Source organism: Tabrizicola sp. (assembly GCF_016793705.1).
In the GTDB taxonomy this organism is placed as follows: Bacteria; Pseudomonadota; Alphaproteobacteria; order Rhodobacterales; family Rhodobacteraceae; genus Tabrizicola.
The window spans coordinates 1-14,428 of the sequence record NZ_JAEULO010000009.1 but is presented as its reverse complement, the minus strand read 5'-3'; the positions used below and the strand labels follow the sequence as shown (position 1 = coordinate 14,428).

The 14,428-nt window shown below is 66.8% G+C and carries 16 protein-coding genes; 9 read left to right on the top strand and 7 right to left on the bottom strand.

All coding sequences use genetic code 11. The features are described 5' to 3' along the window. Position 1 precedes the first annotated feature (1 nt). From lpxA to lpxB, 3 genes are all read left to right on the top strand, one after another. Positions 2–808, top strand: coding sequence for an acyl-ACP--UDP-N-acetylglucosamine O-acyltransferase (lpxA, locus tag JNJ68_RS01870; RefSeq protein ID WP_294978211.1), 807 nt, complete (start codon positions 2–4; stop codon positions 806–808). Further along, the gene (gene lpxI, locus JNJ68_RS01865) at positions 805–1,623 is read left to right on the top strand and encodes a UDP-2,3-diacylglucosamine diphosphatase LpxI (RefSeq protein WP_294978209.1); all 819 of its coding nucleotides are present in this window, start codon (positions 805–807) and stop codon (positions 1,621–1,623) included. Before lpxA ends, lpxI begins: the two co-directional genes overlap by 4 nt. A gap of 76 nt (positions 1,624–1,699) precedes the next feature. Further along, a complete protein-coding gene (lpxB, locus tag JNJ68_RS01860) occupies positions 1,700–2,818 on the top strand; it encodes a lipid-A-disaccharide synthase (protein ID WP_294978277.1) in 1,119 nt (372 codons plus the stop codon). On the opposite strand, the gene JNJ68_RS01855 is transcribed toward lpxB, so the two are convergent. Both JNJ68_RS01855 and mnmA read right to left on the bottom strand, forming a co-directional pair. Further along, positions 2,778–3,272 (bottom strand): DUF2059 domain-containing protein, encoded by a 495-nt coding sequence (locus tag JNJ68_RS01855; protein ID WP_294978207.1) that lies wholly within the window; start codon positions 3,270–3,272, stop codon positions 2,778–2,780. The two genes, lpxB and JNJ68_RS01855, sit on opposite strands and share 41 nt — an antisense overlap. Before the next feature lie 4 nt (positions 3,273–3,276). Continuing rightward, a complete protein-coding gene (gene mnmA, locus JNJ68_RS01850; protein ID WP_294978205.1) occupies positions 3,277–4,413 on the bottom strand; it encodes a tRNA 2-thiouridine(34) synthase MnmA in 1,137 nt (378 codons plus the stop codon). A gap of 126 nt (positions 4,414–4,539) precedes the next feature. On the opposite strand from mnmA, the gene JNJ68_RS01845 reads away from it, so the two are divergent. The 5 genes from JNJ68_RS01845 (at position 4,540) to JNJ68_RS01825 (ending at position 10,101) form a co-directional block, all read left to right on the top strand. Next, the gene (locus tag JNJ68_RS01845) at positions 4,540–4,818 is read left to right on the top strand and encodes a DUF1153 domain-containing protein (protein ID WP_294978203.1); all 279 of its coding nucleotides are present in this window, start codon (positions 4,540–4,542) and stop codon (positions 4,816–4,818) included. Positions 4,819–4,913: 95 nt separating this feature from the next. After that, positions 4,914–5,621, top strand: coding sequence for a response regulator transcription factor CtrA (gene ctrA / locus JNJ68_RS01840; RefSeq protein ID WP_294978201.1), 708 nt, complete (start codon positions 4,914–4,916; stop codon positions 5,619–5,621). Positions 5,622–5,675: 54 nt separating this feature from the next. Next, positions 5,676–7,793 (top strand): NAD-dependent DNA ligase LigA, encoded by a 2,118-nt coding sequence (ligA, locus tag JNJ68_RS01835; RefSeq protein ID WP_294978199.1) that lies wholly within the window; start codon positions 5,676–5,678, stop codon positions 7,791–7,793. Beyond that, positions 7,790–9,874 (top strand): ATP-dependent DNA helicase RecG, encoded by a 2,085-nt coding sequence (recG, locus tag JNJ68_RS01830; protein WP_294978198.1) that lies wholly within the window; start codon positions 7,790–7,792, stop codon positions 9,872–9,874. Before ligA ends, recG begins: the two co-directional genes overlap by 4 nt. A 104-nt stretch (positions 9,875–9,978) precedes the next feature. Next, positions 9,979–10,101 carry a hypothetical protein gene (locus tag JNJ68_RS01825; RefSeq protein WP_294978196.1) on the top strand — a complete coding sequence of 41 codons (123 nt, stop codon included), beginning with the start codon at positions 9,979–9,981 and terminating at the stop codon, positions 10,099–10,101. 127 nt (positions 10,102–10,228) lie between these two features. Here the strand turns inward: JNJ68_RS01825 and JNJ68_RS01820 are convergent, their stop codons facing one another. Next, entirely contained in the window at positions 10,229–10,672 is a 444-nt protein-coding gene (locus tag JNJ68_RS01820) for an iron-sulfur cluster assembly scaffold protein (protein ID WP_294978194.1), read from the bottom strand. A gap of 61 nt (positions 10,673–10,733) precedes the next feature. Between JNJ68_RS01820 and hisI the strand changes: the two genes are divergently transcribed. After that, entirely contained in the window at positions 10,734–11,105 is a 372-nt protein-coding gene (hisI, locus tag JNJ68_RS01815) for a phosphoribosyl-AMP cyclohydrolase (RefSeq protein WP_294978192.1), read from the top strand. Positions 11,106–11,140: 35 nt separating this feature from the next. On the opposite strand, the gene gluQRS is transcribed toward hisI, so the two are convergent. The 4 genes from gluQRS to JNJ68_RS01795 all read right to left on the bottom strand — a co-directional run. After that, positions 11,141–12,148 (bottom strand): tRNA glutamyl-Q(34) synthetase GluQRS, encoded by a 1,008-nt coding sequence (gene gluQRS / locus JNJ68_RS01810; RefSeq protein ID WP_294978190.1) that lies wholly within the window; start codon positions 12,146–12,148, stop codon positions 11,141–11,143. Further along, entirely contained in the window at positions 12,136–13,467 is a 1,332-nt protein-coding gene (gene trmFO / locus JNJ68_RS01805; RefSeq protein WP_294978188.1) for a methylenetetrahydrofolate--tRNA-(uracil(54)-C(5))-methyltransferase (FADH(2)-oxidizing) TrmFO, read from the bottom strand. The genes gluQRS and trmFO overlap by 13 nt, the downstream gene beginning before the upstream one ends. Positions 13,468–13,519: 52 nt before the next feature. After that, positions 13,520–13,834 carry a hypothetical protein gene (locus tag JNJ68_RS01800; protein ID WP_294978187.1) on the bottom strand — a complete coding sequence of 105 codons (315 nt, stop codon included), beginning with the start codon at positions 13,832–13,834 and terminating at the stop codon, positions 13,520–13,522. Beyond that, the coding region (locus JNJ68_RS01795) for a DNA gyrase C-terminal beta-propeller domain-containing protein (RefSeq protein WP_294978186.1) at positions 13,821–14,428 on the bottom strand (608 nt) is incomplete at its 5' end. The genes JNJ68_RS01800 and JNJ68_RS01795, both read right to left, overlap by 14 nt.

Below are 14,428 nucleotides of genomic sequence, written 5' to 3'. Positions count from 1 at the left end.
GATGGCAGTTCACGGTACGGCGGTCGTCCATCCTTCGGCTTTTGTCGAGGAAGGCGCGGTTGTCGGCGAAGACTGCTACATCGGACCCTTCGCGGTGATCGGGCCGGAGGTGGTCCTGGGTGCGCGCGTCACGGTGAAATCCCATGCCGTGATCACCGGCTGGACCGAGCTTGGTGACGACTGCACCATCTGGCCCTTCGCCTGCGTCGGCGAGGTGCCGCAGGACCTGAAATATCAGGGGGAACGCACCCGGCTGGTCGTGGGCGCCCGCACCCGCATCCGCGAGGCTGCCACGCTGAACACCGGAACCGAGGGCGGCGGTGGGATCACGCGGGTGGGCGAGGATTGCCTGATCATGACGGGCGCCCATGTTGGCCATGACGCGCAGATCGGCGACCGGGTGATCCTGGTGAACCATGTGGCCATCGCGGGCCATTGCGTGCTGGGCGACGACGTGATCGTCGGCGGCCTCTCGGGTGTGCACCAATGGGTGCGGATCGGGCAGGGGGCGATCATCGGCGCGGTCACGATGGTGACGAATGATGTGATACCCTATGGGCTGGTGCAGGCGCCGCGGGGCGAACTGGACGGGTTGAACCTGGTCGGGCTGAAGCGCCGGGGCGTGGACCGGGCCGGGATCACCGCGCTCCGCGCCGCCTACCAGACGCTCGCGCAGGAGGACGGCAGTTTCCTCGACCGCGCGCGGAAACTGGCCGAGGAGAGCGACTCGCCGCTCGTCCGCGAGATCGCCGATTTCATCCTGTCGAAATCCGACCGCAGCTTCCTCACCCCGAAGGGCGGCAGATGACTGGTGGCATGAGGACGGCGATCATCGCCGGGCAGGGCCGTCTGCCCGCCGCTCTGGCCGCGCGGATGGCCGAGCCGCCGCTGGTCGCCGCGTTGGACGGATCAGCGCCCGAGGGGCTGACGGTAGACCTGCGCTTCCGGGTGGAGCGGCTGGTGCCCTTCCTGCGCGCGCTGGAACGTGACGGGGTGGGGCAGGTGATCTTCGCCGGCGCCGTGACGCGGCCGCGTCTCGACCCGGCGCTCTTGGACGAGGCCACCGCGAACCTGCTGCCGCGGCTGATGGCGGCGATGGCGCAGGGCGACGACGCGACGTTGCGGGTGGTGATCGACCTGTTCGAGGAGTCCGGTTTCTCGGTGGTGGGGGTCGAGGCGGTGGCCCCGGCACTGCTGCCCGGCGCGGGAGTGCTGGCGGGTTCGGTGACGCCCCGCGACGAGGCGGATGCGGCCCGCGCGGCAGCCATCGTCGCGGCGCTCGGCGCGGTGGACGTGGGGCAGGGCGCGGTGGTGGCGCAGGGCTTGTGCCTGGGGGTTGAGGCGCTGCCGGGGACGGATGCCTTGCTTGAGGCGGTTTCCGGGCTGAAGCCTGGCCTACGGCCCGACCCGGCGCGGGGGCGCGGGGTGTTCTACAAGGCCGCGAAGCCGGGTCAGGACCGGCGGATCGACCTGCCGACCATCGGGCCCGAGACCCTGCGCGGCGTGGCGGCGGCTGGGTTGGCGGGGGTCGTCTTCGAGGCCGGGTCGGTGATCTGTCTGGACCTGGAGGAGATGCGGCGGCTGGCGGGCGAACTGGAGCTTTTCCTCTGGGCGAGGGGATGACGCGCCGGGGCTCATCGCTTGCTTCGCGGGGCGCGCCGCAGCGAAGAACGGTCGAAGACAGGCGATGAGCGGTTCGCTGAAACTCTTCCTCATCGCGGGCGAACCCTCGGGCGACCGGCTGGGGGCGGCGCTCATGGCGGGGCTCAAGTCCCTGACGCAGGTGGAATTCACCGGCGTGGGCGGGCCGCTGATGCAGACCGAGGGGCTAACAAGCCTCTTCCCGATGGAAGAGTTGTCGGTCATGGGCATCGCCGAGGTGCTGCCGAAATACCTTCCCTTGAAGCGGCGTATCCGGCAGGCGGCCGATGCGGTGCTGGCCAGCGGGGCCGAGGCGCTGGTCACGATAGACAGCCCCGATTTCTGCCTGCGCGTGGCGGCGCTGGTCAAGGCGGCGCGACCGGGGTTCCGCATCATCCACTATGTCGCGCCCTCGGTCTGGGCCTGGCGGCCAGGGCGGGCAGCGAAGATGGCCAAGGTCATCGACCATGTACTCGCCCTTTTGCCCTTCGAGCCGCCCTACATGACGGCGGCGGGCATGACCTGCGATTTCGTCGGGCATCCGGTGGTGGCGGAGCCTTTGGCATCCGACGCCGAGAAAGCGGGTTTCGCGGGGCAGGGGCCGCTTCTTCTCGCTCTGCCAGGGTCGCGCAAGGGGGAGGTCACACGGCTGGCCCCGGTCTTCGGTGAGGTGGTGGCGCGGCTGAAGGCCCGGCACTCCGACCTGCGGGTCGCTTTGCCCACGGTGCGGGGCGTGGCGGGTCTCGTCCGAGAGCTGACGGCGGGCTGGCAGGTCGCGCCAGAGATCATCGAGGATGCCGCCGCCAAGCGCGGGGTCTTCGCCGCTGCCGATGTCGCGCTGGCGGCCTCGGGCACCGTCTCGCTGGAACTGGCGGCGAATGGCTGCCCGATGGTCATCGCCTATGACATGCATCCGCTGACCCTGTGGCTCATGCGCCGGGCGGCGTTGATCGACACGGTGACGCTGGTCAACCTCGTCAGCGAAACCCGGGTGGTGCCGGAGTTCATCGGGCCGGACTGCCGGGCGGAGAAGATTGCCCCGGCGCTGGAGGCCCTGCTGGCGGATCCCTCGGCGCAGCGCGCGGCGATGGCGCTGACGATGGAGCGGCTCGGGCAGGGCGGCGAGCCCCCCGGGCTCAGGGCTGCGCGGTCGGTGCTGGGGGCGCTTCGCCGTTGACGATGGCAAGGACCTGCGGCATCAGCCCGGTCATCTTGTCGTTGATCAGCGCCATCATCCCCGGCTGCTGCGCTGCGGTCAGTTGCGGCAGCTTGGCCATCACCGACCGGCCTTCGGGCGTGGCGTAAAAGTCGCGCAGCGCGGTGATCTCGGCCAGCGTCATCATGTCGGCCATGATCCCGGCCTGATCGCGCATCAGCTTGGCCAGCGGCTCGGTGAAGGTGTCGAGGTAGAGCTGGCGGATCTGCGCCACCTGCGCCTCGGTCAGCGTGGCACCACCCGCCGCCACCTGTTGCAGGATCGGCTGATACATCGTTTCGATCATCGCCGCCATGTCGAAGCCTTGCAGGGCAAGCTCGACATATTCCGACGCGACCGCCACCCGCTCATCGCGGGTTTCGGCCAGGGCGGGGAGGGGCAGCGCCAGCAGGGCCGCCAGAAGGAGGGGTCTCAACGGGTCATCCTTTCCAGATCCAGCCGCCGCCGAAAATGCGGCTGCCTTCGGGAGCGTAGAAGACGCAGGCCTGCCCGGCGCTGACCCCGTCCTCGGGGGCCAGAAGCTCGACCTCTGCGGTCGTCGGGCCGGTCGGTCGCAGGATCGCCTCGCGCGGGGGGCGAGTCGAGCGGACCTTGACCTTCAGATGCCACTCCGGGCGCGAGTCAAAGGGGGCGTCGCCCAGCCAGTTGATCTCGCGCACCGGGATGATCCGGGTCGAGAGCGCGGCCTTGGGTCCGACGATGACCCGACGGGTGTCCGGGTCGAGCTTTACGACATAGAGAGGCTCACCGAGGCCACCGATGCCCAGGCCCTTGCGCTGGCCGATGGTGTAGTGGATCACCCCACGGTGGTCGCCCAGCACATTGCCGTCCAGATCGACGATCTCGCCCGGATCGGCCGCACCGGGGCGCAGCTTCTCGATCACCGCGGCGTAATCGCCGTTCGGGACGAAGCAGATGTCCTGGCTGTCGGGTTTGTCGGCGACCGGCAGGCCATATTTCGCCGCCAGCGCGCGGGTTTCGGCCTTGGAGGCCAGATGGCCAAGCGGGAAGCGCAGGTAGTCGAGCTGCTCGGGCGTGGTCGAGAACAGGAAATACGACTGGTCGCGCGCAGGGTCGGCCGCCTGGTGCAGTTCCGGCCCGCCTGGTCCGACTTTCCGCTGGATGTAGTGCCCGGTCGCCATGCAATCGGCGTCGAGGTCCTTCGCCGTGGCCAGCAGGTCCTTGAACTTCACCCGTTCGTTGCAGCGGATGCAGGGCACCGGGGTCGCCCCCGCCAGATAGGCATCGGCGAATTCCTCGATCACCGCCTGGCGGAAGGTGTTCTCGTAGTCGAGGACGTAATGCGGGAACCCCATTGTCTCGGCCACCCGGCGCGCGTCGTGGATGTCGCGACCCGCGCAGCAGGCGCCTTTCTTGGCGAGCGCCGCGCCGTGGTCGTAAAGCTGCAGGGTGACGCCGACGACCTCATAGCCTTCCTCGGCCAGCATCGCGGCCACGACGCTGGAATCGACGCCACCCGACATGGCGACGACGACCCGCGTCTCTGACGGGGGCTTGGCAAAGCCGAGGGAGTTGAGGGCGACGTCGCGCGGCATGGGTCGAATGTCCGGGTTACGGGAATGATGGGGAATATATGAAAATGCCGTGCACTCTCAATCCCCCGTTTCAGGATTGATTAAGCCTGTTCCGTCATCCTGCCCCAAACCAACGAGGGAACGGTGATGTTTCTCAAGCGTGTCGACGGGCCGCGGCAGGTTTCGCTGCCGGACGGCAGCATTCTTTCCCGGGCGGATCTGCCCCCGGCCGACACCCGCCGATGGGTTGCCAGCCGCAAGGCGGTGGTCGTCCGTGCGGTGGTCTATGGCCTGATCACCGAGAAGGAAGCGCTGGACCGCTACGCCCTGTCGGAGGAGGAGTTCGGCCTCTGGCGCACGGCGGTCGCGAAGCATGGCGACGCTGGCCTGAAAGTCACAGCGATCCAGAAATACAGACAACTTTAAATGGATTAATACTCTCCCTCTGGCATAGTAACCGTCCGTTAACCATTGATCGCCAAGGTTGTTAACGATGAACCACCGGAGCGGAGTTTTGAAGAATGCGCATTCTGCTTGTTGAGGACGATCCCACCACCTCGCGCAGCATCGAACTGATGCTGACCCATGCCAACCTCAACGTCTATTGCACTGACATGGGCGAAGACGGGATCGACCTGGCGAAGCTTTACGACTACGACCTGATCCTGCTCGACCTGAACCTCCCGGACATGAGCGGACATGAAGTGCTGCGCCAGGTGCGCCAAGCGCGGGTGGAAACGCCGATCCTGATCCTCTCCGGCGCGGATGATACGGAAAACAAGCTGAAAGGCTTCGGTTTCGGCGCCGACGACTACCTGACCAAGCCCTTCCACCGCGAGGAGCTGGTGGCGCGCATCCATGCGATCATCCGCCGGTCGAAGGGGCACAGCCAGTCGATGATCAAGACCGGGCGGGTCTCGGTGAATCTGGATGCCAAGACGGTGGATGTGGACGGCAAGGCGGTGCATCTGACCGGCAAGGAATATCAGATGCTGGAACTGCTTTCCCTGCGCAAGGGGACGACACTCACCAAGGAGATGTTCCTCAATCATCTTTACGGCGGGATGGATGAACCCGAATTGAAGATCATCGACGTCTTCATCTGCAAGTTGCGCAAGAAACTGGCCGAGGCGACGGGTGGCGACAACTACATCGAAACCGTCTGGGGCCGCGGCTATGTGCTGCGCGATCCATCCGCCGGGCAGGCCCGCCTCGCGGCCAGTGCCTGACCTTTACTGTCGTGGGCCCGCCGCCTAACGTCTTCGGGCAGAATGGGGGCGGGCATGGTGGAGAAGGCGGTCGAATCCCTGACGGAGGCCGAGGCGCGCGATGAACTCGCGCGCCTGGCCCAAGCCATCGCAGATGCGAACACCGCCTATCACACGCTCGACGCGCCCGAGATTTCGGATGCCGACTACGACGCGCTGAAGCGGCGGAATGCCGCCATCGAGGCGCGGTTTCCCGGCCTGAAGCGGGCGGATTCGCCCTCCGACCAGGTGGGCGCGGCGGTGGCCGAGGGCTTCGGCAAGGTCCCCCATCGTGTGCGGATGCTGTCGTTGGAGAACGCCTTCGCGGCGGAGGAGGTGGCGGAGTTCGACGACCGCGTGCGCCGCTTCCTCGGGATTACGGGCGAGGTCGCCTATACCGCCGAGCCGAAGATCGACGGACTGTCGCTGTCGCTCCGCTATGAAGGCGGGGTTCTGGTCCAGGCCGCGACCCGCGGCGACGGCGAAGTGGGCGAGAACGTCACCGAGAACGCCCGCACCATCGCCGACATTCCGCAGCGGCTGGCGGGAGACGCGCCAGAGGTGCTTGAGGTGCGGGGTGAAGTCTACATGTCCCATGCCGATTTCGCCGCCTTGAACGAACGCCAGTCCGCAAGCGGCGACAAGACCTTCGCCAACCCGCGCAACGCCGCCGCCGGGTCGCTGCGCCAGCTTGACGCCCGCATCACCGCCGCCCGCCCGTTGCGCTTCTTCGCCTATTCCTGGGGCGAGCATTCCGCCCCCCTCGCTGGCACCCAGTTCGAGGCGATACAACGCCTCAACGCCTTGGGATTCCAGACCAATCCGCTGACCACCCTCTGCTCCGGTCCCGAGGAAATGCTGACCCACTACCGCCTGATTGAGGCGCAGCGTGCGACGCTCGGCTACGATATCGACGGCGTGGTCTACAAGGTGAACGACCTTGGCCTGCAATCCCGGCTCGGCTTCCGTTCCTCCACACCCCGCTGGGCCTTGGCGCACAAGTTCCCGGCGCAACTCGCCTGGACCGAGCTTCTGGGCATCGACATCCAGGTCGGCCGCACCGGGGCGCTGTCCCCGGTCGCGCGGCTGAAGCCGGTGACGGTGGGCGGGGTGGTTGTCAGCAATGCGACCCTCCACAACGAGGATTACATTGCCGGGCGCGACAGCCGGGGCGAAGAAATCCGCGGCGGCAAGGATATCCGCGTCGGCGACTGGGTGCAGGTCTACCGTGCCGGGGACGTGATCCCCAAGGTGGCCGACGTGGACCTGTCTCGCCGCAAGGATGGCGCGCAACCCTATGTCTTTCCGACGGAATGCCCGGAATGCCACAGCCCCGCCCACCGCGAGGAGGGCGATTCCGTCCGCCGCTGCACCGGAGGCCTGATCTGCCCGGCGCAAGCCGTCGAGCGGCTGAAACATTTCGTCTCCCGCGCCGCCTTCGACATCGAGGGCCTGGGCGCGAAGCAGGTGGAGATGTTCTTCAACGACGCAACCTTGCCGGTGAAGACCCCCGCCGATATCTTCACCCTCGCTGCAAGAGACGCTACCAACCCCTTGCAGAAGCTTAAGAATCGTGACGGCTTCGGCGAGGTCTCCGCCGCCAAGCTTTTCGCCGCCATCGAACAGCGGCGGACGATTACGCTCGACCGGTTGATCTTCTCCTTCGGCATCCGCCATGTCGGGGAAGTGGCGGCGGGGTTGCTGGCCCGGCACTACTCCGGCTGGGAGGCTTTCGAGGCGGCGATCACCCAAGCCAGCCCCGGCAGCGCCGAGTGGGAGGAACTCACCTCGATCAACGGGGTGGGCGAGGTGATGGCGCAAAGCCTGGTCGACGCCTTCCAGAACCCGGCGGAACGCGCGGCCATCGACGCGCTCGCCTTGCAACTGACCATCCAGCCGGTCGCCCCGCGGGGGCAGATCGACTCCCCCGTCGTGGGCAAGACCGTGGTCTTCACCGGTACGCTGGAGAAGATGACCCGTGCCGAGGCCAAGGCCCGGGCCGAAGCCCTGGGGGCCAAGGTCGCGGGCAGCGTCAGCGCGAAGACTGATCTGGTCATCGCCGGGCCGGGGGCGGGGTCGAAGGCGAAGGAGGCGGAGCGGCTGGGGGTCGAGATCATCGACGAAGACGCCTGGCTGCGGCTGATCGGCGGATGAGCCGGCCCGAGGCTCTGTTCCCGCTCTTCGCCGGGCTGGAAACCCTGCCCGGCATCGGCCCCAAGGCGGCGAAGGCGTTTGAAAACCTCGGGGTTACCCGCCCGAAGGATCTGCTCTACCTCCTGCCGCATTCCGGGGTCGACCGGGCGCTGCGGGGATCGGTGCGCGATGTGGTGCCGCCCGCTACGCTGACGGTGGAGGTGGAGATCGGCCAGCACCTCCCGCCGCGCCGGAAGGGCGGCCCCTACCGGGTGCATGTCCGCGACCGCAAGGTCGAATTCCTGCTGGTCTACTTCCACGCCCGCGCCGAGGCGCTGGCCAAGCTTCTGCCCACCGGCCAGCGCAGGCTCGTTTCCGGCAAGGTGGAGCTTTTCGACGGCATCGCGCAGATGGTCCACCCCGACCATGTGCTGCGGGTCGAGGAGGCGCGCGAGATTCCAGCCTATGAGCCGGTCTATCCGCTGGCGGCGGGCCTGACGCAACGGCTTGTGGGCAAGGCGGCACAGGCGGCGCTGACCCGGCTGCCGGACGTGGCGGAGTGGATCGACCCCGGGCTGAAAGCGCGCGAGGGCTGGCCCGGCTGGCCGGAGGCGCTGAAGGCCGCGCATGGGCCAGACGGACCGCGGGCACTGGCCTTCACCCACCCAACCCGCCAGCGGCTCGCCTATGACGAGCTCTTCGCACATCAGTTGACCCTGTCGATCGCCCGCTCGCGGATGCGCCGGGGCAAGGGTATGGTGACGGAAGGCACTGGAGATTTGCGCCGCAAGGTACTGGAGAGTCTACCTTATGCGCCAACTGGCGCCCAGGTTCGCGCGGTGTCCGAAATCGCCGCCGACATGGCCCAGCCCCTTCGGATGAACCGCCTTCTGCAAGGCGACGTGGGCGCTGGCAAGACGCTGGTGGCCTTCCAGGCGCTCCTCATCGCGGTCGAGGCCGGCGGCCAGGGCGTGATGATGGCACCGACGGAAATTCTTGCCCGGCAGCATTTCGAAGGCCTCGCCCCGCTGGCCCGGGCGGCGGGAGTGCGGCTGGAATTGCTCACGGGCCGAGACCGCGGGGCGGAGCGGGCGATGAAGCTGGAAGACCTGGCGATGGGGCGCATCCCGATCCTGGTCGGCACTCATGCGGTCTTCCAGAAGGACGTGGAGTTCCACGACTTGCGGCTGGCGGTGGTGGACGAACAGCACCGTTTCGGCGTGGCGCAGCGGATGGAACTGGGCGCGAAGGGCGCGGCGGTGGATGTGCTGGTGATGACCGCGACGCCGATTCCCCGCAGCCTGGCGCTGGCGACGCATGGCGACATGGACGTCTCGGTGCTGGACGAGAAACCGGCGGGCCGGAAGCCGATCCGCACCGCGATGGTCTCCGCCGAACGGCTGGATGAGGTGGTGGACCATCTGCGCAAGGCCGTGGCCGAGGGGCGGCAGGCCTATTGGGTCTGCCCGCTGGTCGAGGAATCCGAGGTCGTCGACTATGCCAGCGCCGAGGAGCGGTTCCGCTCCCTGCGGGCGGCGCTCGGCGACCGGGTGGGGTTGGTCCACGGCCAGATGCCCCCTGCCGAGAAGGATGCCGCGATGGTGCGCTTCGTGGCCGGGGAAACCTCGGTCCTGGTGGCGACCACGGTGATCGAGGTGGGGGTGAACGTGCCCAACGCGACGATCATGGTGATCGAGCAGGCGGAAAGCTTTGGCTTGGCGCAACTGCACCAGCTCCGGGGCCGGGTCGGGCGCGGTGAGGCGGCCTCGACCTGTCTCCTCATGTACCAGCCGCCGCTGAACGAAACCGGGCGGCGGCGGCTGACCACGATCCGGGACACCGAGGACGGTTTCCGCATCGCCGAGGAGGATCTGGCGATGCGCGGCGCGGGCGACCTGATCGGCACGGCGCAGTCCGGACTGCCGCGCTTCCGCGTCGCCGACCTTGAGCGGCAGGCGGCGCTGATGGCACTGGCCCAGACCGATGCACGGAAGCTGATGCACGATGACCCGGAGCTTTCCAGCCCCCGTGGCCTGGCGGCGCGGTCGCTTCTCTGGCTGATGGATCAGGATCGGGCGCTGCGCCTGATGAGTGTCGGCTAAGGCCGAATCGGTCCTGTCGCGTTTTGTTCGCTAATGTTCTTAAAAAGTTCTTTACATGGCGCTGCGGATGTGGGAACAATCCAGCAACAATCATGGAGGACGCGATGAAAGACGCCATGAAGACCCTGCTGACCCGCACGCCGAAGGGCGCTGTCGAAGATATGGTCGGGCTCGCCGCGCTGTTCGTGATCCTGTTCGCCGTGCTGTCGCTGCCCGGCATGGCCTGAGTTTCTGCCCCGCGCTCTGTCCCCCGAGGATGACGGTCCGCCTTGCCTGGCCCACCGTCCGCCGTTTCCAGACGCGCCACTGCCGCCGCCATCCCTTTGGATGTGCGGCGGTTTTTTATTTGGACGTTCAGGCTGCGGCCTGGGCCGCCTCCATGGCCTCGCAAGCGGCCTCCAGCGCGAGCAGGATCGACGGGTGGCGGTTCTTGTAGTCGCGGGCCGGGAGGAGGACTTCGTAGCCGTCGAACGGGGCGGGGGGAACCTGGCCGCCGTCCTTCAGCATGGCCTGCAGGGCCTCGCGGGCGGCTTCCAGTTCGGGCAGCGTGCGACCGATGACGACCTGACCCAGCACGGCAGCCGAGGCCTGACCCAGGGCGCAGGCCTTCACGTCCTGGGCGAACTCGGCCACGCGGCCGTCCTTCACCACCACGTCCGCCGTCACCGTCGATCCGCACAACGGAGAGCGGCGGCGGGCGCTGGCTTGCGGCGCGGAGAGCCTCCCGAGATGGGGGATATCGGCGGCGAGCGCCAGGATGCGTCCGGAGTAGAGCTTGATGAGGTCGCTGTCGCTCATGGTCTTTTCCCGAGTGACCCCTTATTTAGACCCGCGCGGCGCGCCTGCCAAGGAGAAGCCCATGCCCTTCGACCCGGCTACACTGAAGTATGATGCCGCAGGGCTGATCCCTTGTGTTGCACAGGATGCGGCGTCGGGCGAGGTGCTGATGGTCGCCTGGATGAATGCGGCCTCGGTTGCGCGGACGCTGGAGACGGGCAAGGTCACCTATTGGTCGCGCTCGCGCGGGGCGTTCTGGATCAAGGGGGAGACCTCGGGGCACCATCAGCGCCTGATCGAGCTGCGGGTCGATTGCGACCGGGACTGCCTGCTGGCACTGGTCGAGCAGGAGGGGCCGGCCTGTCACACCAACCGGAGGTCGTGCTTCTATACGGCGGTCCGGGAGGGCGAGGAGGTCGAGATCATGCAGCCTGTCCACGGTGGACAAGGCTGAAGTCTCCTGAATTTTCAAAGACTTGCTTTCTGGCGTTAAGGATTTGGTAACCCGACCATCCGCCGGATATCGGCAGCGGTCGCGCCCTCGGCCCGGTATTTCGCGATCGCGCGGGCGTCGTCGCGCTTGGCCAGCCGTTTGCCCGCTTCGTCTCGGATCAGGCGGTGGTGGTGGTAGATGGGGGTCGGCAGGTCGAAGAGGTGCTGCAATAGCACATGGATTCGCGTGGCCTCGAACAGGTCTTCTCCGCGCACCACATGGGTAACGCCCTGCGCGGCATCGTCCAGCACGACAGAAAGATGATAGGATGTTCCCATGTCTCGGCGTGCCAAGACCACGTCGCCGACCGTGTCAATCATCTCCTCCAAATGTAAGGGGATGGTGCCGTGCTCCCCGGCGGGGCCGTGTCCATTCTCCCGAAACTCCAAGAACGGCGCCTCGCCGGGACGCCGTTGTGCAGCAACTTCGAAGGCCCGATCCATTCGCAAGCGAAGCGCATGCTGCAATTCGATTTCAGGGAGAGCTTCCAGCCGCTCGTAGAAGCGTTGGACAATTGCCATGTCCTCGATTCCGCGCCTGATCAGTTCAAGCGCTTCCGCGTCTTCCGAATGTGTTTCGGCGGGCACTCGGAAAGGCAGTTTGCGCGTTCGGCAGGTGCCAGGATAGATCGGCCCGTCGGGACCGAACAGCGGGGCACCCTCTTGGGGGGCGTCGAGGGCAGCCGCGATGTCCGATCGCCGACAATCGCAGCGATAGAGTATATCCCCAACGGCATTGAGGCGGCGAAGTCCATCGGAATAGGTATTGATCCGTTCGGACTGTCGCATCACCGGCTCTGGCCACCAGAGACCCAGCCATTCGAGGTCGCGATAGATTGCGGCTTCCCATTCGGGGCGCGATCTTTGTCGGTCGATATCTTCGATCCTGAGCAGCCAATCTCCCCCTTCGCGCATAGCCAAATCGAAGCCGAGCATCGCCGAGTAAGCGTGCCCCAGATGCAGGGGGCCGGTCGGCGAGGGGGCGAAGCGGGTTACGAAAGCCATTCGGTGAAGGCCTGCTTCGCCCGGTCGGTATAGGCCTTGTAGCGGTCTTTCCGGCCCTTGCGGCCGCCCTTCGCGTCGATCGGGGGGAAGAGGCCGAAGTTGACGTTCATCGGCTGGAAGGTCTTCGCCTCGGCCCCGCCGGTGATGTGGGTGACCAGCGCCCCCATCGCGGTTTCCGGGGGCGGCGGGGAAAGTTCGCGCCCGAGAAGATCGTGCGCGGCCATTCGACCGGCCAGGAGGCCCATCGCGGCGGATTCGACATAGCCCTCGACCCCGGTGATCTGCCCGGCGAAGCGTATATACGGGCGGGATTTCAGCCGCATCTGTGCGTCCAGAAGTGTGGGCGAGTTGATGAAGGTGTTGCGGTGGATGCCGCCCAGCCGGGCAAAACTGGCGTTCTCCAGCCCGGGAATAAGCTTGAAAACAGCGGTTTGCGCCCCGTATTTCATCTTGGTCTGGAAACCGACGATGTTGTACAGGGTGCCAAGCTTGTTGTCGCGGCGGAGCTGGACCACGGCATAGGCCTTCTGGTCCGGCTGGTGTGCATTGGTCAGGCCCACCGGCTTCATCGGGCCGTGGCGCAGTGTCTCGCGGCCGCGTTCGGCCATGACCTCGATGGGCAGGCAGCCGTCGAAGTAGCCCGCTGTTTCACCTTCGTGGAATTCGGTCTTCTCGGCGGCGAGGAGGGCGTCGATGAAGGCCTCGTACTGCTCACGGGTCATCGGGCAGTTGATATAGGCCTTTTGCTCATCCTCGGTCTCGCCCTTGTCGTAGCGGCTTTGCAGCCAGGCGACCGACATGTCTATACTCTCTGTATATACAATCGGTGCGATGGCATCGAAGAAAGCCAGCGCCTCGGAGCCGGTGGCGGCGCGGATACTTTCCGCCAGCGCGGGGCTGGTCAACGGACCGGTGGCGAGGATCCAGTGGCCGAATGAGGGAAGGGTCGTAACCTCCTCATAGGACGTGGAAATCAGCGGGTGGGATCTCAGCTTGGCGGTGACGGCAGCCGCGAAAGGGTCGCGGTCGACGGCCAGCGCGCCGCCTGCGGGAATCCGGTGCTTCCCGGCCATTTCCATCACCAGACTGCCCGCCTGACGCATTTCCCAGTGGATCAGGCCAACCGCATTGCGCTCGTGGTCGTCGGAGCGGAAGGAGTTGGAACAGACCATCTCGGCAAAATCGCCGGTGCGGTGCGCGAAGGTTCCGACCTTCGGCCGCATCTCGTGCAACACGACCGGCACGCCGAGGTTTGCGGCGGCCCAGGCGGCCTCGGAGCCTGCCATGCCGCCGCCGATGATGTGGAGGGGGTCTGTCATGCGCCGGATGTAGCTTTGCGGGGTGGGCGTTGCAAGAAGGGGCGCTGCCCCTTCACCCCGGGATTTTTGGGCAAAGATGAAGGGCCGTTCGTTCTGCTTTGGTGAAGGCGATCGGGTCGTCGGTGGGGCGGCCAAGTTCGGTGGCCTTCTGGAAGAAGCCGGGCGCCGGGAGCTGGTCGGGCGAGAGGCGCTGGTGGAGGAGGGCGGCGCGGAAGGGTTTTCCGGCGGCCGCGTCCTCTTCCATCAGGGCTTCGAGGCTTGAGGTGAGTTGCGCCATCGTCCAGCCAAGATCGCGCGCGATCTGACCGTAGGCGATGGTTTCCCCCGCAGCCGCGAGGGCGGCGAGGCGGGCCTCAAGCGGGGTCATTGCCCGACTCGTCCCCCTGATCCGCCACGCGCGCGACCGACACCACTTCCTCATCCGCACCGATGGCGAAGACCTTCACGCCGCCCGCGCTGCGCGAGCGGAAGCTGACCTGCTCGACCGGCGTGCGGATCGACTGGCCGGTCGAGGTGGCGAGCATGATCTGATCGCTGAGGTCGACCGGGAAGGAGGCGATGATGCGGCCGCCCCTCGGGCCGGGGGAGATCGCCTTGACGCCCATGCCGCCACGGCCCCGGACCGGGTAGTCATGGCTGGACGATAGCTTGCCCGAACCGCCCTTGGTGACGGTCAGGATCAGGTCCTCGGCTGCCGACATCTCACTGTAACGTTCGGTACTAAGTTGGCCTGCAGCAACGGAATCCTCGTCATCATCGGTGTCGTCTTCGGTGATCCCGGCCATCAGGCGGCGCTGTTTCAGATAGGCCGCGCGTTCCTCGGGGCTGGCCTCGAAGTGGCGGATGATCGACATGGAGACGACGTGGTCTCCGTCCGCCAGACGGATGCCGCGCACGCCGGTCGAGCCGCGCGACTTGAAGACGCGGATCTCGGTGGTCGAGAAACGGATGGCGCGGCCTG

Excerpts from the sequence above, each read along its gene's own strand:
- lpxA (WP_294978211.1), top strand. The coding sequence starts at position 2 with ATGGCAGTTCACGGTACGGCGGTCGTCCATCCTTCGGCTTTTGTCGAG.
- lpxI (WP_294978209.1), top strand. The coding sequence starts at position 805 with ATGACTGGTGGCATGAGGACGGCGATCATCGCCGGGCAGGGCCGTCTG.
- mnmA (WP_294978205.1), bottom strand. The coding sequence starts at position 4,413 with ATGCCGCGCGACGTCGCCCTCAACTCCCTCGGCTTTGCCAAGCCCCCG.
- JNJ68_RS01845 (WP_294978203.1), top strand. The coding sequence starts at position 4,540 with ATGTTTCTCAAGCGTGTCGACGGGCCGCGGCAGGTTTCGCTGCCGGAC.
- ctrA (WP_294978201.1), top strand. The coding sequence starts at position 4,914 with ATGCGCATTCTGCTTGTTGAGGACGATCCCACCACCTCGCGCAGCATC.
- ligA (WP_294978199.1), top strand. The coding sequence starts at position 5,676 with ATGGTGGAGAAGGCGGTCGAATCCCTGACGGAGGCCGAGGCGCGCGAT.
- recG (WP_294978198.1), top strand. The coding sequence starts at position 7,790 with ATGAGCCGGCCCGAGGCTCTGTTCCCGCTCTTCGCCGGGCTGGAAACC.
- JNJ68_RS01825 (WP_294978196.1), top strand. The coding sequence starts at position 9,979 with ATGAAAGACGCCATGAAGACCCTGCTGACCCGCACGCCGAAGGGCGCT.
- JNJ68_RS01820 (WP_294978194.1), bottom strand. The coding sequence starts at position 10,672 with ATGAGCGACAGCGACCTCATCAAGCTCTACTCCGGACGCATCCTGGCG.
- hisI (WP_294978192.1), top strand. The coding sequence starts at position 10,734 with ATGCCCTTCGACCCGGCTACACTGAAGTATGATGCCGCAGGGCTGATC.
- gluQRS (WP_294978190.1), bottom strand. The coding sequence starts at position 12,148 with ATGGCTTTCGTAACCCGCTTCGCCCCCTCGCCGACCGGCCCCCTGCAT.
- trmFO (WP_294978188.1), bottom strand. The coding sequence starts at position 13,467 with ATGACAGACCCCCTCCACATCATCGGCGGCGGCATGGCAGGCTCCGAG.
- JNJ68_RS01800 (WP_294978187.1), bottom strand. The coding sequence starts at position 13,834 with ATGACCCCGCTTGAGGCCCGCCTCGCCGCCCTCGCGGCTGCGGGGGAA.